Source organism: Anabaenopsis sp. NIES-4685, from assembly GCF_059725405.1.
Map to the genome: position 1 here is coordinate 3,119,050 of NZ_AP043602.1, position 22,525 is coordinate 3,141,574.

The 22,525-nt window shown below is 41.7% G+C and carries 20 protein-coding genes; 1 reads left to right on the plus strand and 19 read right to left on the minus strand.

All coding sequences use genetic code 11. The annotated features are described in order from the left end of the window. Nucleotides 1–172: 172 nt before the first annotated feature. From AC6IZ0_RS13430 to AC6IZ0_RS13465, 8 genes are all read right to left on the minus strand, one after another. Nucleotides 173–1,063, minus strand: a complete 891-nt coding sequence (locus tag AC6IZ0_RS13430) for an NAD-dependent epimerase/dehydratase family protein (RefSeq protein WP_497723357.1) — start codon at nucleotides 1,061–1,063, stop codon at nucleotides 173–175. Between the two features lie 17 nt (nucleotides 1,064–1,080). After that, nucleotides 1,081–2,190 (minus strand): glycosyltransferase family 4 protein, encoded by a 1,110-nt coding sequence (locus AC6IZ0_RS13435; protein ID WP_497723359.1) that lies wholly within the window; start codon nucleotides 2,188–2,190, stop codon nucleotides 1,081–1,083. Nucleotides 2,191–2,390: 200 nt separating this feature from the next. Beyond that, the gene (locus AC6IZ0_RS13440; protein WP_497723361.1) at nucleotides 2,391–3,398 is read right to left on the minus strand and encodes an NAD-dependent epimerase; all 1,008 of its coding nucleotides are present in this window, start codon (nucleotides 3,396–3,398) and stop codon (nucleotides 2,391–2,393) included. Nucleotides 3,399–3,805: 407 nt separating this feature from the next. Continuing rightward, a complete protein-coding gene (locus AC6IZ0_RS13445; RefSeq protein ID WP_497723363.1) occupies nucleotides 3,806–4,234 on the minus strand; it encodes a DUF29 family protein in 429 nt (142 codons plus the stop codon). A gap of 86 nt (nucleotides 4,235–4,320) precedes the next feature. Continuing rightward, entirely contained in the window at nucleotides 4,321–4,761 is a 441-nt protein-coding gene (locus AC6IZ0_RS13450) for a DUF29 family protein (protein WP_497723364.1), read from the minus strand. A 248-nt stretch (nucleotides 4,762–5,009) separates the two neighbouring features. After that, entirely contained in the window at nucleotides 5,010–6,203 is a 1,194-nt protein-coding gene (locus AC6IZ0_RS13455) for a glycosyltransferase (RefSeq protein ID WP_497723365.1), read from the minus strand. Between the two features lie 119 nt (nucleotides 6,204–6,322). Then, complete coding sequence (locus AC6IZ0_RS13460) at nucleotides 6,323–7,543, minus strand: glycosyltransferase (RefSeq protein WP_497723367.1); 1,221 nt, start codon at nucleotides 7,541–7,543, stop codon at nucleotides 6,323–6,325. Nucleotides 7,544–7,787: 244 nt separating this feature from the next. Beyond that, nucleotides 7,788–9,113: a hypothetical protein gene (locus tag AC6IZ0_RS13465; protein WP_497723368.1), complete on the minus strand. Its 1,326-nt coding sequence runs from the start codon at nucleotides 9,111–9,113 to the stop codon at nucleotides 7,788–7,790. Between the two features lie 162 nt (nucleotides 9,114–9,275). Between AC6IZ0_RS13465 and AC6IZ0_RS13470 the strand changes: the two genes are divergently transcribed. Beyond that, nucleotides 9,276–9,452 (plus strand): hypothetical protein, encoded by a 177-nt coding sequence (locus AC6IZ0_RS13470; RefSeq protein WP_497723371.1) that lies wholly within the window; start codon nucleotides 9,276–9,278, stop codon nucleotides 9,450–9,452. 19 nt (nucleotides 9,453–9,471) lie between these two features. Here AC6IZ0_RS13470 and AC6IZ0_RS13475 read toward each other — a convergent pair whose 3' ends face one another. The 11 genes from AC6IZ0_RS13475 to AC6IZ0_RS13525 form a co-directional block, all read right to left on the minus strand. Continuing rightward, a complete protein-coding gene (locus tag AC6IZ0_RS13475; RefSeq protein WP_271734914.1) occupies nucleotides 9,472–9,699 on the minus strand; it encodes a type II toxin-antitoxin system HicB family antitoxin in 228 nt (75 codons plus the stop codon). Beyond that, nucleotides 9,696–9,902 carry a type II toxin-antitoxin system HicA family toxin gene (locus tag AC6IZ0_RS13480; RefSeq protein WP_497723373.1) on the minus strand — a complete coding sequence of 69 codons (207 nt, stop codon included), beginning with the start codon at nucleotides 9,900–9,902 and terminating at the stop codon, nucleotides 9,696–9,698. The genes AC6IZ0_RS13475 and AC6IZ0_RS13480 overlap by 4 nt, the downstream gene beginning before the upstream one ends. 245 nt (nucleotides 9,903–10,147) lie before the next feature. Continuing rightward, a complete protein-coding gene (locus AC6IZ0_RS13485) occupies nucleotides 10,148–11,386 on the minus strand; it encodes a glycosyltransferase family 4 protein (RefSeq protein WP_271734912.1) in 1,239 nt (412 codons plus the stop codon). 63 nt (nucleotides 11,387–11,449) lie between these two features. Then, nucleotides 11,450–12,478: a glycosyltransferase family 2 protein gene (locus AC6IZ0_RS13490; RefSeq protein WP_271734910.1), complete on the minus strand. Its 1,029-nt coding sequence runs from the start codon at nucleotides 12,476–12,478 to the stop codon at nucleotides 11,450–11,452. A gap of 159 nt (nucleotides 12,479–12,637) precedes the next feature. After that, complete coding sequence (locus AC6IZ0_RS13495; RefSeq protein WP_271734908.1) at nucleotides 12,638–13,918, minus strand: UDP-N-acetylglucosamine 1-carboxyvinyltransferase; 1,281 nt, start codon at nucleotides 13,916–13,918, stop codon at nucleotides 12,638–12,640. A 3-nt stretch (nucleotides 13,919–13,921) separates the two neighbouring features. Continuing rightward, nucleotides 13,922–14,800 (minus strand): UDP-N-acetylmuramate dehydrogenase, encoded by an 879-nt coding sequence (murB, locus tag AC6IZ0_RS13500; RefSeq protein WP_497723376.1) that lies wholly within the window; start codon nucleotides 14,798–14,800, stop codon nucleotides 13,922–13,924. Continuing rightward, nucleotides 14,790–15,416: a serine O-acetyltransferase gene (locus tag AC6IZ0_RS13505; protein ID WP_497723378.1), complete on the minus strand. Its 627-nt coding sequence runs from the start codon at nucleotides 15,414–15,416 to the stop codon at nucleotides 14,790–14,792. The genes murB and AC6IZ0_RS13505 overlap by 11 nt, the downstream gene beginning before the upstream one ends. Before the next feature lie 15 nt (nucleotides 15,417–15,431). Beyond that, entirely contained in the window at nucleotides 15,432–17,300 is a 1,869-nt protein-coding gene (locus AC6IZ0_RS13510) for an ABC transporter ATP-binding protein (RefSeq protein ID WP_271734903.1), read from the minus strand. Between the two features lie 525 nt (nucleotides 17,301–17,825). Next, nucleotides 17,826–18,719 (minus strand): Rpn family recombination-promoting nuclease/putative transposase, encoded by an 894-nt coding sequence (locus tag AC6IZ0_RS13515; RefSeq protein ID WP_497723380.1) that lies wholly within the window; start codon nucleotides 18,717–18,719, stop codon nucleotides 17,826–17,828. 561 nt (nucleotides 18,720–19,280) lie between these two features. After that, a complete protein-coding gene (locus AC6IZ0_RS13520; protein ID WP_497723381.1) occupies nucleotides 19,281–19,709 on the minus strand; it encodes a hypothetical protein in 429 nt (142 codons plus the stop codon). Between the two features lie 400 nt (nucleotides 19,710–20,109). Beyond that, nucleotides 20,110–22,314: a GumC family protein gene (locus AC6IZ0_RS13525; RefSeq protein ID WP_497723383.1), complete on the minus strand. Its 2,205-nt coding sequence runs from the start codon at nucleotides 22,312–22,314 to the stop codon at nucleotides 20,110–20,112. Nucleotides 22,315–22,525: the final 211 nt, after the last annotated feature.

Here is a 22,525-nt window from a genome sequence, read left to right on the forward strand (position 1 = left end):
ACTATAATCTCTAATTGCCACTACTCAGATCCCCGACTTGTGTTGATAATCTTCTCATCTGATCACATGATCACAAGTGCTGATAGAAGTCGGGGATCTTTTACAGAGGCGTTGGGCTTTTACCTAGGAGGGATGCTGTAAATTCCAGTTGTCCAAACACCAGGTAATGAGTTTAAATAATCCCTTGTGCCCGCATCAGGGCGATTTCTTCTCTCAGACCTGTTTCTAATGAGCGGGGCGTAAAACCAAAGTCTCGTGTAGCTGCTGCGTAAGGATAGGCTTTATCTTCTTGGAGTCGCAGAATTTGTTCCCGTCTCACTGGGGAACGTCTACCCAGGGTTTTCTCCAGGAGAGTAGCTAAAGTAATACCCATGCTAAGAGGTAGAGAAAGCTGATATACAGGTTTACCCATGAGTTTGCTTAGGAGTTTGAGCAGGTCTCGAAAGGTGATAATGGTTTCCCCAGAAAGGTCGTAGGCTCCCTGGATATGTGGGGATTGCCAAACATCGAGGAGAGCTTGAGCTAAGTCCTCAGTATGGACTGGTTGTAGGAGATTATTGCCCTTACCGAAGACAGGAAAGAATTGATACCGATGGCAAAACTTGATCAGCTTGTGTAGGTTTTTGTCTTTGGGAGAACCATAAATCATGGTTGGGCGTAGCAAGCAATAAGACCCACCATACTGGGATAGAACTTGTTCTGCTTGTTTATACTCAGCTGAATATTGGTTGTATTGAGAGTAAACCCCTGTTGTACCAATGATGATTAATCGCGGAGTTTGCTGGAATTTATTCAGGCTATCTAGGAGGGTAGGAATCTGGCGCAGTTGGACTAAATGAATGATAGTTGTAAAAGTTGCTTGGGATAGAACTGTGTCCCATGTATTAGGGTTAGCGCTGTCGCCTTGGTAATAGGTAAGTTTAAGATTTAGGGAGTTTATGAAATCGCGGTTACTGCTAGGACGAACTAAGCAACTGATTTCCGAGCCAGGATGAAGGGTGGCAATTTTTTGTAGGAGTAGTCCACCGGTGAGTCCTGTGGCTCCTGTTAATAATGTTTTCATAATATATGATAAGTTATTTATCCCTGAGATTTAGATTTGAGTAATACGTTTTCATAGGTCTGGTAAGTTTGAGTAAACATATGATCAAAGGTAAATTCCTGTTCATATCTTTGTCGGGCTGCGGTTCCCATTTTGTAACGTAATTCCGCATTTTTTATTAATTGCTTGAGTCGGTTTTCCAAGGTGTGCACATCACCGCGAGGGATGGTGAAACCAGAAACTCCTTCATCAATAGCTTCTGCTGCTCCACCAACATCGGAAGCAATCACTGGTAGTCCCGCCCGCATGGCTTCAATAATAGTTCGGGGAAAGCCTTCCCAATGGGAGATTAGGGCAAATATTTGGGCTTGAGCTAAGACTTGAGCAATATCTTGGCGGAAGCCCAGAAAGTTTACTGTTTGGGAAAGACCTAATTTAACAGCGAGGTTTTTGATATTATCTAGTCCAGGTCCATCTCCCACCAAGTTGAGTTGAGCACCGGATACTCTTTGAAAGGCTTGGAGCAAGGTGTAGTGATCTTTTTGTTTATCAAACCGGGCTACCATGACAATTTTCACTGGCTCACTATCAGCGGGGTTCGACCTCAGGGATGGGGAAATATCTGGCATACCATTGTGAATGGTTTTAAGTCGCTTGGGGTTCATACCGGTTTTTAACCCGATATATCGGTCGTGGTCAGACACACAGATAATTTGATTGGCCAAGGGTTCTGCCAATCGCTCAATGATTTGATAAATTTTGCGGGTAGGTTGAGGAACACCTTCAGTAAAAGCCCAACCGTGGGCTGTGAACAAGCAAGGAGTTTTGGTTATTTTCCCGGCTAAACGCCCCAAAATTCCTGCTTTACTGGAATGGGTGCTAATAATATCGGGGCGGAATTGTTTAATAGTTTGGAGGAAAAACCGCAGGGTCTGCCAGTCTTGAAAGGGCTTAATCTGTTTGTGAAATGTTGTACAAGCACGAAAGTCTATATTGTTGGTGTATAGGTCGTCCGTGTAAAGTCCCGGCATTCCAGTAATAACTAGGACTTGATGTCCATCAGCTTGTAAGGCCTTACTCAAGTCACGCACATGAACTTGTACACCCCCAACTGTATCAGCGCGGGTGATTATATATAAGATTCTCATTATTAAGGTTGGTAAGTAGTATTCAGTTAGGTCTTAGAAGCACTGAAAAGCCAGATATACAAAGTTCTTCATCTGATTCTGAGTTTAGATCCCCGACTTCTATCAGCACTTGTGATCAGATAACAAGATTTTGTTCAGAAGTCGGGTATCTTTGGCCTTGACCTATTAACTTTGAGGGTGTTTTCAAACTTCTATTTAATTTATACCTGGTAATAATCCCTATACCAATCGATAAAACGCCTGATACCCACCTCAATGGGAGTAGCAGGTTTAAAGCCCACATCTGCAATTAAATCATCAACATCAGCATAGGTCATGGTCACATCCCCGGGTTGCAAAGGCAACATATTCTTTTGTGCCTTCATCCCCAAGCAGTCTTCTATCACCTGAATGAAATGTAACAACTCCACAGGATTGTTATTACCGATGTTATATATTTTATAGGGTGCTTTACTAGTCCCTGGGTCAGGTTTATCCCCCGACCAATGAGGATTACCTTGGGGAATAGTATCGATAACTCTTACCACCCCTTCGATGATATCATCAATGTAAGTAAAATCACGTTTCATTTTACCATAATTGAATACATCAATGGGTTGACCTGATAAAATGGCTTTGGTAAATAAAAAGTAGGCCATGTCCGGCCTTCCCCATCGTCCATAAACGGTAAAAAAGCGTAGTCCGGTGGTGGGTAATCCGTAGAGGTGGCTGTAAGTATGTGCCATTAGCTCGTTGGCTTTTTTACTGGCAGCATATAAACTAATCGGGTGGTCTACATTATCATGGACGGAAAAGGGTATTTTAGTGTTGGCTCCATAGACAGAACTGGAGGAGGCAAATACTAAATGTTTGACTTGGGAGTGACGACAACCTTCTAAGATGTTGGTGAATCCGAGAATATTACTGTTAATATAGGCGTGGGGATTTTGGAGAGAATACCTCACCCCAGCTTGGGCTGCGAGGTTGACAACTACATCAAATTGATGTGTTGTAAATAGGTTGTTGATTCCCTCTTGATCCGCTAAGTCCAGTTGAGTAAAGGTGAATAGCTGCTCTGATTGCAGTTGAGCTAGGCGAGCTTGTTTGAGGGAAACGTCATAGTAGTTATTCAGGTTATCGAGTCCTATAACCTCGTCACCGCGGTTTAATAGTCGCTCGCTCAGGTGGAAGCCAATAAAGCCTGCAGCACCTGTAACTAAGATTTTCATAATTTTTTTATTGGCATCCTAGGGTTTAGATGTTTAACTAAAATAATTTTTGTAACAACTCATCAATTGTTTCTAAGTGATGGAAACCACATACTCATAGTTCTTACCGGGGGTAAGTATAGGTAAAACCGATGACTAGATGAGATAAATTCTGCTATTCCACCAGTTCAACATGGGACTATTACTTTCACCCAGGGTTATTAGAACTTAATCAAGGCGATCGCTTCTCATTTATGGATGCTCATCTGATCTTCAAGCTAGTTGACAGGTAAGCGATCGCCCTCTGACATTTCTTAGTAACGTACTTGTGCGATCGCCTTTCCTTGTACTAATAATTTTTAACACGCAGTATATTTGTATTTACATCATGGCACTTAGTTTACATTGCAACGGTTTCACAATCACCATTACTTTTCAGCTAAAATCAGAGCTAATCCCAGATCAATAATTTCCTGGCGATCAACCATCTTCTCTAATGTTTCTATATCGTAAATCCCCTCTGCTACTTCCAGGGATGCTGCATTGAGGGCTTGTTCATAGCTATCTTCCAGACACAGGCGCAGTTCTGGAGGTTGGAGATAATACCCTCCTGCTTTGCGCCGTTTATTTTTCCTTTGAATCTCCAGAACCGAGTTACGAATAGAAACATCCCAAGAACGTGTAGTCCTATTTTCAGCCTGTTGTTTAATCAGATGCAGGAGCAGAATTTTCCCATGACTACAAATATTATTGATTTTGTCGTCTCTGCTCATTTCTTCCAAGTCTTCCACAATGGCTAGGGCCCCAGAAATGTCACCTTGAAGCAACAAGCCTTTTAATTCTAAGAGTTCTTCCATAGGTTAGGGTCATCTAGCTTATCTACTGTAGTATATCTTTCAATTAGTTTATACTTCGGTACTATAGCGTAGTTGGTGAAAACTATTCAGGTGTTGCTGTTGGCTGTGGGGTCAATCAAAGCCAGGGCGTGATTGATAATTTCCTGTTGATTCACCAGGTTTTCTAACTCTTCGGTTTCGTAACGTCCCCCTTCTACTTCCAGAGAGGCTTGATCAATAGCCATGGGGTAAGCAACCTCTAGGACTTGAAGTAAATCTTCTGGGTTTAAATAATGTCCCCCTGCTTTGCGCCGCTTATTTTTCTCCCTAATTTCTCTGACACTATTGCGAATAGAAACATCCCAGGATCGCGTGGTACGCTTTTCCGCCTGTTGCTTAATTAAGTGCAATAGCAGTATAACTGTGTAACTACGAATATTGTTGATTTTGTCATCCCGACTCATTTCTTCTAAGTCTTCAACAATGGCTAATGCCCCAGAAATGTCACCTTGAAGCAACAAACCTTTTAATTCTAGGAGTTCTTCCATAGCTGAGGATGATTTAACTTAGCTTTTCTTCTAGTCAGATTTTAGCACTTTAAAATTGATTCCTATTGAGAGAGGTGTTTAACTGCTTCTTCTTTTTCAGTCTCAAAGGAGCGATCGCCTCTATTATATTGCCCTAGGAATAAAACCCCTATCAATCCCTCAGATGGGAAAAATCTCAACTATGGTCAATGGTCAGGGGAATCGCTAAATATCTAAGCTCAAAGCAATAATAACCTAAACATTATCGTTCATTTACTAACCTTTAGTTGTAAAGTGTAAACTTCTTGGTACAGTGACTCATAAAGGCTTACCACATGATTAATTTCAAAGTTTTCCTGAATCCGATGGCGAACCTGTTCTCCCAAGGTGAGACGCTGGGAACTTGGGAGACTGAGTAAGGATTCAACAGCCTCAGCTAAACCGATCATGTCATCACGAGCAACAACTTTACCTGTCTCCCCAACAATATAGCCTGAGTCCCCCACATCGGTGACAACACAAGGAACACCACACCCCATGGCTTCACCTAAAACAATGGGAAAGGCTTCGCCATAGGAAGAAGGGGAAACTAAAACATCCAGGGAAGCCATGAGCCGGGGAATGTCTTGACGCAGACCTAACAAATGGGTGACGTGGCTGACTTGAGCCTTGTCCATGGCTTGCATCAGTACAGAATTATCAGTATCAATACCACTTCCCGCCAGCAAGAAATGGGCATCTGGTCTTTTTTGATGTAGATAGCCAGCAGCTGCAAAAAAGCCTGTATGATTCTTTTGGGGGTCAAAGCGAGCAATCACACCCACCAAAGGTGTATCGGCTGCAATCCCTAACTCTTGTCGTACAGATTCACGAAAGTTTGGGTTGGGCTGAAATCTTTCTAGATCAAAACCGTTCGGTGTGACTATGAATTTATCTGGAGCATAACCAAGTGATGTATGAATATCCTTCGCTATAGCAGAACAGCACTGAATGCGATGGGGAATAATTGGGGATAGTCGCGCACATAATCCTGCAACCAAGCGAGTAGTGGCTTTATTCTTTTCTTTGGATAGGTCACTATGGTGAATAGCCCAAATTACCTTTGACACTCCAGCCATAGAAGCAGCTAAACCACCTAGTAAGTCAGCATGATACATCCAGGTATGAACTATATCAGGTTGACTGTGTTTTAATAACTTGACTAGCTTGAGTAAAGCCAAGGGATTGGGAATTGTGCGACTCATCCCCAAGGCTGTGACGGGAATACCTAGGGCTTGAATGCGTTTACCGATCGCACCAATATCAGTTAGGGATATGACTTGAGGGGTAAATTCTGGTGATAACCGCTCTAGAAGTTTGAGCAGCATCATTTCTGCTCCGCCAGTGTTAAGTCCGGTGATGATAAGAGTAAGTTTAATCACATGGGTACGATTGAGTAGTGGGATATCAAGCCTATTAGCCATATTGTAATAATTTGTCACCGCTAAAATAGCTAATACCAGCAATCTATAGGATAAAAGGATGGGGTTACCCACCAATCCCGGTAGACTGACTTGCCGATCTAAACCCAGACTTTCGACTTTTATCTGAATTTAGTGATAAATTCAGATAATTTGGTCATATGGTGATGGTAATCAAATACTTCACGACCTCGCCTTTGACCTGCAATCCCAATCTGTAATGCACGCTCCGGATATTGCCATAATCTTATAATTCCATCGGCTAAAGCATTTAATGTGTCTCCTGATACAATCTCTGCATGGATTCCGGCATCCAAATATCGGGGAACATCTGGAACATTGGTAGTTAACACTGGACGCCCTGTTGAAAGAAACTCAGGTAGTCTAGTGGGAAATGCAGCCTTAACAGTTTGGCAATCAGGACGAGGTAACACTAAGCAATTGGCAGAACAAAGTGTAGAAAGGTAATTTTCATCACTTACTCTCCCCAAGAAACGTACACGAAAACGTAAAATTTCATCTTGTTCGCAAATCTGGCGTTGTTTTGCCGCCAGTCCAGATAAACCATCTGTGCCCAAAACGTCCAAACGAATAGGACACCCTTTGGAAAAGGCTATTTTGACTGCATCTAGTAAGTTTTCAAATCCATCACCAAGTTTACAAGTACCTGCATAAAGTACAACAAAATGTTTATCTTTAATTTCTGTATCTGGGGGTTTTAGTTGCTGACTGAGAGAATAATCAAAAATACTAGGAAGAATCAAGCAAGGAATTTGGTGACGAATGTACTTTTCCGAAATATAATGAGTGATGGCAATTACACCTTGAGAACCCAAAAGCGGTAAATGACGTCCTAACCAATCGTCATAAAACATAGGATTAATCAGCCCGCCTTTAAATCGGCTAGGGGGGAACCACTCCACCATATCGTAAAATAGTGGAACACCATAAAAACGTGCCAGCATGACCACAGGCAAATAAGATATTAGACTTCTGCCATAAATCATGATGCTGTCAACTTGGGCAGTGTGTATTAATTTATAAACCCTGACCCAGCTTTTGTAAATAGCTTGCCAGTAGTTCCAAATGCGTTGGATAAGCGATAATTTTCTACCATCATTCTCGTAACAGTTTTCAGTTTCGTATTTGATATTTTGCCAAGATAGTTCCCCGGTATCTGTGTGGTCTTCATTCCGCAAAGGTATACGCGCAGTTGTTACAACAAACACTTCAAAACCATTTTCATTCAATCCCTTAGCTAAAGTCCTTATTCTTGATGCACAAGCACTTCCAAATGGGAACTTAAACCAACCAATAATTAATATTTTATGATTTTTCTGCATAGAAGAACGAAATTTATTTGTAAGAATTGAGGACTAAGTTTATGGAGTCAAAGACGGAGTAAATTCACGGTCATAAAATTGAGCATGAAGAGATTGTTCAAAACAAGTATAGATCAACAGTGTTCCCAAACCATTTATTGCTACTTGGCTATTGGGCACTTGACCCTAATTTCACAGCCAACAATGGTTGCAGCGATACTATTAAATATTGCTATGATGTCATCTTTACTAGCCAGTTTAAATATTAATAATATTTAAGCCGATACTTTATTGAATCAACGAGAAATATTATTACATAATAGTTTAAAAATCCTATAGGATTTGGTCTCTGTAAAAAGTTTAATGCAATAATTAACCAGCATGATATTAACAGCTTTCGATGTACAGTGTTTGATTGACTAAAAACTAGATATGTCCAGTATAAGAAACCTAAAAATGAAAGTAAAGTACCCACTATTCCATATCTTGCCAATGGTTCAAAAAGGTTAGCCCCAATATAAATATTATAGTACTTACTACTTATATCTTCACGATATCTATGCCCTTGTCCAATTAAAGGTGAATCCATGAAAGCTTCCGCCGCCAGAGAAAAAAGTTCAGATCTGTTATCACCAACAGTTAGTCCTTCTGAAGAACTTTCATCTCGTTCAAATCTCTGTATGGTCAGACGATATAGTGTGAAATTAGTTTCACTATCGTATTTAGCAGTATTTACATAAAATCCTAGGGATGTGATGATAATTGATCCTAACAAAAAATATTTTAGTCGTTTTAAATTACCGTAAAAAATAATTAAGTATACGCAAAGTGTAATATAAAATGCCATGGATAAAGTAAAGATTCCTCCTATTATTAGGATCCACTCTAGTTTCTTGGAAAAGCCATATATTTTATTAATCAGCAATGCAAAAGTAATGTAATAAGCAAAAGTTCCTGGTTCATCAAAGAAACCTGCAATTCTTATTATAGTTGCTCTTCCCACATAATTAATTGAGTTACTAAATGTCAGGAGAAAATTATAAGCTGTTCTTGTATCAAGATTTTGATGAGTTGAAAATATATCTATTGCCCCTACTATTCCCAAAAAGAAAGCCGCAGTTCCCATAATAGCCATGAGAGTTATTACGTAAATGAAACTCTTCGCCATCTTATGGATTGAATAAAAATTATATACATAAATGTAAAGTAAAAGTATGGCTATATACTGTATACTTATTGTAATATAACTCCCTTGATGGAATTCACCATGGAGGAAAGAAAGGGGAAATACAAAGAAGAATGCTTGAGCAATGAGGATGCCGACCATTGTTCGGTTAGGAAGAATAATTCGACCCTTGATAACTAAGAGAAAAGAGGTTAAAGCTAGTCCACCAGCGATGAGGATTTTATGAGGGTGGTTTGGGACTGCAAAAATAAATGTAAACGGTGCTGCAGATGTAAAAAGAATCCAAATAAGCAAAAAGTTGAGAAAATCTCCGCGGGTTGAGAGGAATCTTATGTCTTGAGAATTAAGACTATCATAATTATTTTTGCGGTTTTTCCATTGGTCTAGAATTTCTAAATTACTCATATATTCATGTTGATAATAAAAATATTTACCATTTACAATCTCTCTAAGAGCGAATTCATCTAATTAGGGAGCATAAAGACCAATATCCTGCAGATAGTGTACTGCCATTCGTTGATTAATCAGGTCATATCTATCATAAGGGCGATCGCTCCCAGTTAGAGGATGTCTGTCAGGGCGGATCGCTCCCAGTTAGAGGATGTCTGTCAGGGCGATCGCTCCCAGTTAGAGGATGTCTGTCAGGGCGATCGCTCCCAGTTAGAGGATGTCTGTCAGGGCGATCGCTCCCAGTTAGAGGATGTCTGTCAGGGCGATCGCTCTTGGTTAAAGGATGTTTGTTAGGGCGATCGCCCCTGAGTGGTTATGCTACCTGAATATATTCCCAGGGGTTTTTAGCCTGGGGTAGAGGTTGGTTATTTTCTTGGTAAAGCTGAAGATAACTGTCAATCACTTGCTGGCCATGTTTGGCTGCTTCCTCATAAGTATTCCCGTGGGTGTGGATGTCTTGAAAAGGGAAGTCAGGGAGGTGGACTACATAGCAGTTATCCTCTTGAGACCAGAAAATAATCATACTATAATGTGAATTCATTGCAATTCTTCTAGTCTTGCGAGTCTTTGTTTAACTTGTTTCTCTAAATAGATTTTAGCATCGTCACCATCCTTACCTGCAATTGTAATCGGCATATCTGGCATTTTTTCGTGAATCCAGATTGTGTGACTACCTTTACCAGTCCGTTGGATAAATCCGGCTTTTAACAACATTGCCTTTAGTTCTCGAATTTTTCTAGGCATTCAATTAAAAGTTATTAAATAAATATATCGATCCCCGTCAGCTGTTAGTTAAGTCATATTTTTCAGGGCGATCGCGCTTGGTTAAAGGATGTTTTTCAGGGCGATCGCGCTTGGTTAAAGGATGTTTTTCAGGGCGATCGCCCTTGGTTAAGTCATATTTTTCAGGGTGATCGCAATTTTTTTTGGCTGAATATATGCTGATTCCAACTCAGATGTTACATGAGTTTCTGGTATGGGCAATAATATTACTTATTAACTAAAACAGAATTATAAACATTTTGATATGCATCAGCCACCACCTTTACAGACCATTTGTCAACTGCGCGTTGTCGTGCCGCCAGTCCAAGGGTCATCAGTCGTGAGAAGTCAGATAAAAGCCACTGTATACCGTGAGCCAAATCAGTGGTATCAAAGGCTTTGGCTAAATATCCAGTTTTGAGATGTTCTACAATATCAGGTAGCCCACAGGTATTAAAGGCAATCACTGGGGTTCCACAGGCGTGAGCTTCCAAGCCGGTATTAGGTAAGTTATCTTGGCGGGAAGGAATTATCATGACATCAGCCGCACTATAAAGAATACGTAGACTGAGTTCATCATGCAAACGCCCCATGTAGTGAATGGGAAAACCTAAATCAATGGGTTCCTTTGGTGCTAGTTGCCCGAACACGACTAATTGTAATCCAGGCATTTGTCCCCGTAGATGGTTGAGGGCTGCTTGCAACAGGTCAAATCCCTTACGGGGGTCACGACTACCGTTTAAGGCACCAAATAACAGCAAGGGAACATCAAGAGGGAGATGCAAGAGTTTTCGCGCTAGGTTTTTCTCAAAGGGTTGCCAAATATCGGTGTTAATGGTGTTTGGCACTACCCTAACTGGCCAATCAGCCATTAAGGCACTTTTGGTCACACAATCTGCCAACCATTGACTGGGGGTAACGATTTGCAGAGGTTTTTGCCAGTGTTTACGCTTCCGGTTCCATGTCCAGCGGTTGAGGTCAAACCCACTTTCATAACTGGGGCGGTTATCTTTCCAGTAGCCCTGACACCACCGGAATTCTTCGGTGTAATGTTCTGCTCCACAGAAAGCCCACATATCATGGAGAGTCCACACTACGGGCTTACCCAGTTTAGTAATGTCAGGGATTGACAACATTTCACCATTCACCCAGTGCAGGTGTAACACATCTGCATCTGTGCAATTCAGGCGATCAGACCAGGTAGAGGGGATAATGGCAGGGGAATGGAGAATGGGGTTATCTGTTCGCAGCCATTGTCGGGGTAAGCTCCCCAATTGGGGGCGGAGTCGAGCTAATCCCTTGGCGAGTTTGGTTTTATGACTCTGTACAGTCCAATCACCGGATGTTGCTACATTCACCGCCATAGTGGAATCTAGTCCATGGAGGCGTAGAGCTTGGTGGATACGATAGGCAGCCCGGGCTGCGCCACCCTGTATATCAGAGTGGCTAATATGGATTATTTTCATTTGATTAGAAAATTTCTTGATATTCTTAATATCGATGTATAATTAATTATGGTTTTCACCACCTCAATTGCTTTTTAGGATACGAATTAGCTTTAAGCGCAATCGCAATATAAATAGCAAGGGCTTCCTGAAAACTGTACTTTTTTGAGACCATGTTATGGCGGTTAGATAAAACTTATTGAAACGGGAAGGATTGAGAGCAACCACTTCTGACATGAGTTCCTTAGCTACATCAAATTTTTTACCTACCAAGTAGGAAAATACTAAACTTGTCAATCGAATTGGTAATATCGAGCTAGTATTAGCAAAACTCTCAAAAGCTTTATGTCCATCTCTCTCCAGGGGATCAAAGCCTTGATCCCTCCTTGTCATGGCGCAAGCAACGGCAAACTCCGACAAATAAGTTTGCTTTTTCACCTTGGAGGGAACTTTACTGACAGAACTGACAGAACCTTCAATTGGTTCCCTTTGATATAAGATTTTTGGAACAATAGCAAAACGAGTGACTGTAGCCATTCTTAACCAAAGGTCGTGATCCTGGGCAAACTCGAAAAATTCACGATAGCCCCCCACTTGATCATAGCAGCTGCGCCGAAACATCACTTCTCCGTGACTAAAGAGGTTATAATTAATTAATTGAGATAGTTGATCCTCAGCTATAGTTCGGCATACAACCTCCCATGTATTTTTCACCATGTTAAAATTGCGCATATAACAGCCCACAACCCCAACATCAGGATTTCTCATCAGTAAGTCAACTTGCATCTCTATGCGATCAGGTAAAGAAATATCGCCAGACCCATGAATCGCAATTAATTCTCCTTGAGAAGAAGCAATTGCACCACGCAAAGCCCTTACCAATCCTTTGTTTTCGTGGGTGAGCAGACGAATTCGTGGATCTTGATAAGATGCCAGTTCATCTAAAGTGTTGTCTGTTGAGCCATCATCTACCAGAATAATTTCGACATTTGAATATGTCTGCTTTAGTAGACTATCGACAGAAGGCTTTACATAAATAGCACGATTGTAAAAAAGCGAAATAATACTAACAAGGGGTTTATCTAAAACTTCATTGCTGTGTGTCTGATTCACTTCTCAATTTTACCTTTGCTAGGTTATATAGAACGATCTAAATAATATTCAAACTGAAAGAGTAACTTTTATAATATCATTACAATCAACATCTAAGTGCAAGGGAGCAAAATTATCAACTTTATTAGTCTATTGACTCTAATTGCTAAAAAATTATTTTCAATGTTGTTGCATCTCACTGAAAATACTGACGCCAAGGTGAGATAGCTTTTTATTTATCTGATCATAACCTCGATAAATTTGCCATGCATTGCTAATATTAGTTGGGCTATCTGCTACCAAACCCGCAATCATCAAGGCGGCACCGGCTCTTAAATCCAGGGCTGTTACTTCAGTTCCCTGAAGTTTATTGCCTCCCTGAATGACCAAAAGATTATCCTTAACTTCATAATTCATTCCCATTTTGGCCAGTTCCTCTGCATAGGCGTAGCGTCCAGGAAATCTCAGATCAATGACCCGGCTTTCTCCTTTAGCCATTGCGCCTAAGACAGTAAATAATGGTTGCATATCCGAATTAATTCCCGGATAAGGGCCTGTACTGATATCAATGGGATAACAGCTTGAACCTCGAACAATTAGGCGGTTATCTAAGCGATAAAAACGAACCCCACTTTCCCGCAGATGAATCAGAGGAACTTCTAAGTGTTCAAAGGGAAAGTCTACAATCTCGACATCTCCATTAGTGACAGCAGAACCAATTAGCCAGGTGAGTGCTTCAACATTGTCGGCAATTACCTCATGGATGGTACTACCTAATTCATTCACCCCTTCAACAATAATGCTTTCTTGTCCACGGACTTCTATCTTAGCTCCCATGGATCGCAAAAACTTAATCAGATCCTGAATTTCGGGACGGATGTGTGGTCCCCAAATGCGGGTTATACCTTCAGCTAGGCAAGCAATTATAATACTGTTTTCAGTAGCCCCAGTGGAACGAATAGGTAAAACAATCTCTGTTCCCCTGAGGTTTTGATGACTAGGAACTTCAGCACAAAGATAGCCTCCTTCTTCTTCCCAGACATGAGCACCGAAGGATTCCAGCACCATAACATGGATATCATATTTGCGATCGCCTAGCTTACAGCCTCCAGGTAATGGTACTTTACCCCTACCTGTACGACCGACTAACGCACCTAAAATCAGCAAAGTGTTACGAATAGAACGTTTTGACCAAAGCAACTCTGATCGAGGTGGGTTAGTCTCTACAATTTCTAGCTCACTCTGGTTGATTAATTGGCAAGTTTTACCCAGTGCTGTTAGCATCTCAACATGAAGACGAGCATCAAGTAAACCGCTTGGGTAGTTCTTAAGTCGAACCGGAGCCGACGTTAACAAAGAAGCCGCTAAGAGGCGAAGAGCAGAATTTTTTGCACCGCTAACCCTGACCTCTCCGACCAAACGGGAAGGGTGAACAATCAGGTTATTTAAGTTTTCTGTCATTTTTTAAGGTAGGAAACGAACTTCTGTTTCTAAATGAATTCCCAATTCAGCTTCAACAGTCTTTTGAATATGTGTGATTAATTGACGAACATCTGCGGCTGCTGCACCGCCCAAATTTTCAATCCAATTGGCGTGCATGGGACTCACCCGCGCTGCACCAATTTGAAAACCTTTCAGACCCGCTTGTTCGATATACCATCCAGCCCCCTTACTCCCGGGATGTGACTTAAAAGTGCTCCCTGCAGTAGGTTTATCTAACGGTTGCTTACGCTTACGCTCCGCAAGATGGTCAAACGTGTTTCGGCGAATCTCATTTGGGTCGCCCTCCTCTTGTAAGCAAAAACGAGCTTGTAATATTAGGCGCTTTCCATTTAATAAATCGGTGTGACGATAACCAGCATCAACGTCTTCCATTGTTAGTGTTTCAATGGTGCCATCCAGATTTAAGACATCGAAATTTTTCACAATTGCTCTCATCTCACGGGGACGAAAAACAGTCAACCCAGCATTCATAGTGATCGCGCCGCCTACGGTACCGGGAATACCAATGAGAAACTCAAAGCCCGAAAAGCCCTCCCGTGCTGCGAATTTAGACAATTGAGGTAAGAATACACCACTCCCAGCAATAATTAAGTCTCCATCACGTCTCAACTCAGTGAGGGAGTTACGAGTTAATATTACTAACCCAGGTAGTCCAGCATCATCAATCAATACATTAGACCCACGACCAAGAAAATAAATAGGTATTTCCTGTTCATAGGCCCAGGTTACCAAGTTGGGTGCTGTTTCAAGATTTGGTTCTGCCAACCATTGCGCAGCACCTCCTATTTTCCAGGTTGTATAGGGAGCCAATAAAACTTTCTGTTGAATATTACAATCCATCACTGTGTCTATTCTTGTAAGGTACTCCTACAGCCACAATATTTTCAGGAACGTCATCTAATACAACAGCATTTGCTCCTATAATTGCATTTTTTCCAACTCTAATTTTTCCCACAATTACAGCACCTGCAAATATTTTTACTCCAGATTCAATATATGGATATTCTTGTGGTAATCCTGGTTTTCCATGACTACCAATTGTTACGTTTTGCCATATCTTAACGTTTTCTTCTATGACTACTCCCTCACCAATAACAACTCCTACAGGATGTTTAAATTCAACACTAGGATGAATAATAGATTTTTCTGAAATATAACATCCATATCTTGATTGCCGATAACGAATCAATTTAGCCAAAAGGATATAACCTTTTGTGCGAAGCCATCTTGATAACTGATAATTTCTATAAACTTGTTTATCGGGAGAAAAAAAGTTTGTTATTGCTTTACGGATACCTAATCCACCACTAAATTGCATCTGTGCACCTATCTCTTGACGACCTAACTGATAATTTCTATAAATTTGCTTATCAGGAGAAAAAAAGTTTGTTATTGCTTTACGGATACCTAATCCACCACTAAATTGCATCTGTGCACCTATCTCTTGACTAACCATAGGGCTGGGGTGAGGTTATGTAATCATAGTAAATTTATTATCTTCACCATCCACACCACTCAAAGCCATAGTCCGAAAACTGCTACTATTAGCCAGCAATTCCTCATAAGTACCCTGTGCCACTACCTGTCCCTGATGTAACTGAAAAATACAGTCGCATCTCTGCACAGTACTCAAGCGGTGGGCAATTAAAATTACCGTCAACTGATGACTCAACCCCTCAATAGCCGCCATCACTTCCTTTTCCGTGGCATTATCTAAAGCACTGGTAGCCTCATCAAACACAATCACCGAGGCATTGCGATACAGCGCCCGGGCAATGCCTATGCGCTGCCTTTGACCCCCACTCAGCCGAATTCCCCGCTCTCCCACGTAGGTATCATATTTAGCTGGTAATCCCTCTATAAATTCATCAATCTGAGCCAACCGCGTCGCCTTTCGCACCTGCTCAAAATCAATCTGGTCTTGAGGAATCCCAAAAGCAATATTCTCCGCAATAGTGCCATCACTCAGAAAAATCTGCTGGGGTACATGGGCAATACTCTGTTGCCATTGGCGTAACCGCTCACCTTGTAAAGGTAACCCATCTACCCATATTGTGCCTTTATTTGGCTGTAGAAGTCCCAAAATTAAATCTGCTGTGGTACTTTTCCCACTTCCCGTACTCCCCACAAACCCTACTGTGGTCTTGGCGGCAATCTGCAGGTGAAAATCACGCAATACCCAGGGTGTTTCCTGGTGATAACCAAACCATACCCCATCAAACCGTAGTTCCTGTTCCAACCCCAAGGGACTGGAAACAGTCGTTCCCAGCAGTGGCTCAATGGGTCGTTCTAAGGCCACTAACACCCGCGTTAACGCCGCCCGCGACCCCTGAATTTTTGCCACAGATGCAAAAGCCTCTTGCATAGCCGGTAGTAACCGTTTCGCCCCCAGGGCTAAACTACCTAATACTGGCACCGCCTGGCTAAAATCCCCATTTTGACCTAAACTCAGTGCTAAAAGGGCGATCGCAGACAATGCCAAAGCCTCTATGAGATATCTGGGGGACTGGGAAATAATCAAATTAGTCGCTGTAGCTTGCTTTAAAGCAGCCTCCGCCCGCAGATACACCCGTTCAAAAAAGTCTTGGGAATGTCCCAATAGCACATCCCGAATCCCGCCAATCCCCTCCTGCACCACCTTGATTTTCCGTTGCCCCGATTCGGCGATAATTTTGCTATTACGCTTGAGTAAGCGTTGCCGGGTGCGATAAATCACTGTGTAGGCTCCCCCCAAAATTACCCCTGTCCAGAGGGCAATGTTGCCATCAATGAATAATAGCGTCGCCATCAAAGCAGGTATAACCAGGGCATCCGTGAAAAACGCCACCAAGGGGATCAAGATATTAATAGTCAGAAGCGTGGTATCCCCAGTTACCGTCTGCATCAAATCGCTACTGTTGTGCTGCACATGGAAACTGTAGGGCTGTCGCAGAGTAGTGTGATAAACCTGGCTACTGATATCAGAACCCACCGCTGCAGCCAAGCGCAGCCGCACATGCAGGGTCAGCAATCGCAGCCCATTAGCTAATACTGCGGCGACAATAAACCCCACAGCTAAGGCCCTCACTAGTTGGATTGGGGTCTGAATCTGCAATAAGTTTAATACTGGTTGGAGATGGGGAGCATTCAATAGCATCTGTGCATTAGTCAAGGCTCCCAGAAAGGGAAAAATTGCCCCCACACTAACCATCTCACTCACAGAAGACAGTAGCATCAGCAGTAGCAAAGCCCCCAACTGCACCTGACGGCGACGGCTCAGGTAGCCCCACAATTGCCGTAATTCCTTAATTAATGTTTGACTGTGCTTATGTCGGTTTTTACCGTCAGTATTTTTAGGCATTTTTTGTAATTGATCAGGATTTTTATGCAACATTGGCTAAATGGTTGACAGTATCCTCTTTTTAAACCTTGAGATCAGAAATGCAGGGAATAAGCATACTATTTTTCAATGTTTATATAACATCCAACAAATGGCGATCGCCCATAAACATTTTTCATGTTTCAGAAAGCAGATGTAACTTAACCCTTAAGTTCTAAAGCTCTGCTGCTATTGATAAATTAAATTGACAAATCACACAAAAATCCTTAACCTTCTTCCTAGTCGGTTAAAAACCGACTTCAGCTTTTAGCCAGGGAATTCATTCCCTGGTTCCCTGGTTTTTGTGTTTATTGGAGGTTAATTTAACTTCAGTTTTTTCGTTCTGAGCCTGAATTTGTGGTTCTCAGTCCTGTATGTTTATTCTATGTAACCTGAGATTTCAATCATACGTAATGGCGATCGCTACGCAGTGCTGCAAGCAGATCGCCCCTTGGTACAGTCAACAGTCACCCGTCAAGAGAATTCATAAACTCACTCCCTACTACATCAAGAAAGCTGTTCTAACCAAGTTAGTAACTGTTGTACATCCCTGAAGTCTAGTAATTCTTCTGCTAAAGTTTCCAGTTGCTCTACTGGTAGCATCTGAATTTGCTGTTTGAGTGTATCATCCAAGGTTCCCAAGCGACGCTGTAACTGACGTATAACTAATTGGGTTTCCCCTTCAAGTCGTCCTTCAAGTCGTCCCTGTTGTAGTCCTTGTTTTTCCCCCTGCTGTAATCCCTCTTTCAATATTTCCTCATACCAGGGCGATTCTCTCAATACCGTCATGTCCCACCTCATGATTTGTTGAATTAAGGGAATATCTAAGACAAAACTAGCAAAAAATGACAATAACGGTTCTAAGTCTTGCAGTTGCTCATCCTGTCTTAACTCTCTCACCGCTTGACGTAATTTCTCTTCCCTGTTTCCACCCTGCAAAATTGGTACAAATGGCAATAGGGTTGATATCTTCTGCTCAAATACCAGGTTAACATCTACCTCCCACAGGTTAATCACTTGGTAGTCTTGATAGGCTCTTATCCCTAATATCTCTGATTCATAACGTTGGGGAATGGTTTGTTTACTACTTGGGGGGAGGATGTTGATTAAGACTGGATATACCCTTAAGTTATAACGTTCTTCTGCTAAAGCTGTATAAGCCCGTATCCTTTGGGGCATTCTCTGATTGTACCGTAGCTGTAATTCATTGAGCAGCAAAAATTCTCCTATTTCTGGGGATAAAACCTTCAGTAAAACATCACTTTCCCGCTCTATCCACTGAAATTCTGTGTTGAGGATGTCTTGTACTTGTAAGTCACTGCGCTGAGTAATCCACTTTACCCAGGTATTGGGTGCAAGACTGATTAATCTTTTTCCCCCTATGTCTGCTTTTTTCGCCACTGTTGGTTATGATGATGTTGATTTGATCTCAGGAGCGATCGCCCCTTGGTGTAAAAGTTCTCACCAATCCAGGGAATCAATTAAGAGTCTTCCTGGTTTTGGGGTTTGGGTGGAGGTTAATTTAAATCGGTTTCTTGTTCTGCTCCGGATATACCCTGAAGTTCTAAAGCTCTGCTGCTATTGATAAATTAAATTGACAAATCACACAAAAATCCTTAACCTTCTTCCCAGTCGGTTTTTAACCGACTTCAGCTTTTAGCCAGGGAATTCATTCCCTGGATCCCTGGTTTTTGTGTTTGGTCGAGGTTAATTTCAATCAGTTTCTTGTTCTGATCCTGAAATTGTGGTTCTAAGTCCTGTATGTTTATTCTATGTAATCTTAGACTTCAATCATACTCAATGGCGATAGCGAAGCGCTGCTGCAAGCAGATCGCCCTTTGCTGCAGAAGGTCATCATAAATCACCACTACTTGAGGAAAGCTGTTGTAACCAAACTGTCATCTCCCACCTCGTATCATGCAATGGAAACAGCAGACCTAGAAACAGAGGCTTTGGGTGAATTCACAAACAATAAAAATTATTGAGAGCATGATGGTTCAGTTGTTTAGCATTTATCCGCGTAAACTCACCCACTGAAGGATTACCGTCAGGGTCAATTACTCCTGTTACCTGTTGCCAGAGTTCCTTCGGTGCCAAAGAAATATCATATCTACCATCATCCGACGACTGACAGACATAATACCACTTTTTTTCCTGACAGTGTTCACACCAAAAAGCCTCTAACCACTCTCCATGTAAGGTTACTGCTGTGTAATTGGCGATGGACAATAATGCCGCCCGCCGACTTAACCCTCGTTCCTGTAATTGTCCTGCTTTGTCGGCGAAAAGTCTATATTTTTGACTCACGCTATCCAGATAACAGCCATGTATAGGACAATAGATATCCCTACGTTTTGAACGTTTCCGATTTCGGTCACACCTTCTGCGCAATTCGACCTCCTCAGCTAAATCTAACTACAACTTGCGAAGGTTACGTTTAGAGGGACTGAGATCAATTGAGACCATCGAAGCCCAACTCTTAAAAAGGAGTATCCTACTTAAAATAGCATACTTACTAAATTTTTCGGCTACAAGCGAATCACAGAAAATCACACAGAATTAAGATTTGATAGTCCGACTGTGCATTTTTCATTGGATTGTTTTAGATACTAAGGGTTATAACCTACACGTGAGCATATGCAACACAGTGACACTATATATTAAAGCATATTTGTGATTTTTAGGACATAAATTTCATACTGTATTTTATAATGTTGGTTTTATTACTTATCTAAAACATCGTTCTCTGCAGAGGGGATGTTGGCTACTTTGGGGTAAATCAAGGAGGGTGTCAATTTTTATCTAACCATTTCCCCGTAATTGCTTTTAATTGTGACTGAATCTTATCTCTCTTCCTTGTGGCATTTCTGGAATGATTATAGTGAGAATAGTGGTAATAATTGTTGTAGTAATAACTGCTATTCCTAGATATACCATTAACTACCATACCCAACACTGGCAACTGTGAATTTACTAACAATGCCTTTGTCGTCCTGATAGCATCAGAGTCAACCACACCAGGACGAGAAACTAACAAGATTCCATCTGCTATTTTCCCGATAATTGTGGCATCGGCAATCAATCTCAACGGCGGAGTATCAATAATCACACAATCGTAATCTTGGGATGCTTGTTTTACTAACTCCTCCATCCGCCGGGAATCTAATAGTGCAGCAGGGTTAGGGGGTATTGTTCCCGAAGTTAGCAAGTCCAGATTTACCGACATTTCCTGGGAAGTTTGTGCTAAATAAGCCTGCCCCGCCAAAATATCACTTAAACCCATCAAGTTACGTTTTTTCCACACCTCATGTTGACGCGGGCGACGCATATCTGCGTCAATTAATAGCACTCGCCTTCCCATCTGAGCGCTAGCCAATGCCAAATTAGCGGCGACAAAAGATTTACCCTCAGTTGGTAAACAACTACTAACCACAATCACCTTGAGTTGCTTGTCAGAAAGAGTAAAACCAAGGTTGATTTGCAGCATTTCAAAAGCGGAATTCACTCCCGAATAGGGGTTATCCAGTAATGGTAATTCCGTTGTCCCCTCTTGACGGTCTAACTGAGGAATGGCACCCAACAAAGGATAGCCGAGTAACTGCTCGGCTTCCTCGGCTGTTTTTACAGACTTGTCTATAGCATCCAGGAATAGAGCCGAGCCAAAAGCTAAAGCAATGCCTAAAAATCCCCCCAGTGCCAAATTCAATTGAATACGAGGAGAAACGAATTTATCCGGTAATAAAGCCTCAGAAACAATCCTGGCATTACCGACATTCTGATTTTCCACAACTTGCACTTCTTGTAATCTAGTCAGCATTTGTTCATAAATGCCTCGTGACACTTGTAGCCGTCGTTGTAGCTGTAGTTGTTGTTGTTCGAGCTTGGGTAAGGTTCTCAGACGGGCTTCATCAGCAGTAAAAGCTTGGTTCAATACATTAACTTGATTCTCCAAGCCCAGCCGTTCTACTTCTACTTGCACCAAATTAGCAGTTAAGGTTTGTTTGAGTTGTCCCATTTGTAAATCTTGCTCTGCGATGGGTTGTGAACTACCCAGAGTTTGACTAACTCTTCCTTCCAACTGTGCCCTCAAAGCTTGTTCTTTCTCTAATAAATTAACAACTGTGGGATGTTGATCTGTTAACCTTGACCTTTCCACCGCTAACTGGTCTTGAATCTTCTGGTATTCTGATAGCACTTGTTGTACTGCTCTTGACTGACTCAGACTGCTCAGGGACACAGCTTGCTGTGTACTCAATGCCAATTGATTTTGCAAAGCACCAGAACGACTGTTAGCATCTGCCAACCTCGCCCGTAGTAGAGTAATCTGGTTAGATATTTCATAGAGTCTTTCAACTCCTTGTTTAGCTTCTTCTTCTAAGGCGACAATTTCGTATTTTTCTTTAAACAGACGTAGTGCTAATTCCGCAGATGCAACTTGTGCCTCCACCTTGGGTAATTCCTCCATGAGAAATTTCCGGGCGGCTGTAGCTTGGGAACGGTTGGTCAAGACATTATTATCTAGATAAGCGTACATCAATTGATTGACGATCGCCCGGGCTTGCTCAGGACTAGTATCACGGTAAGACAACTGCATAATATCAGTTCCCCGGATACTTTGGACTTTGAGTTTACGCAGAAAACCACTGATGCCTAAGGGTTCCCCATCCTCATTCTTTAGCTGCAAGGCATCAATGGTTTTTTGAATCAGGGGGTGAGAGCGAATAATTTCGGCTTGGGTGTCCAAAGGGTTGGATGTGCTTCCTACACCACTGAGTTCTCCGAGCCGCTCACTCACACCTGTCAAAGACGCACTACTTTGTTTATCAAAAATCAGTTTACCTTCGGCTTCATAAATGGGCTTTTGACTAAAAGTATAAAAAGCTGTGAGACCAAATACAGAGGCGGCTATGGTGACTGTGGGCAACCAACGTCTTTTGATAGTTAGCCAATACTGTGCTAAATTAATCTCGTCTTGGTCTTCTTGATAAGATGGCATAATTTATCTATAACTCTACAACGCCAATCATTTATACTTGTTTAAATTCACATTGTATAGTCTAATGTTATTCCATAACTAAAATTTTGGCAAAAAACCACCCCTAAGATATCAGAGTAGATAGATACTAAGGTTCGGAGTAACAGTTGCGTAACCACTCAGGATAGAGAAAACTTTAGTCCTGTGTACAAACTGTGAGTTATAGTATACG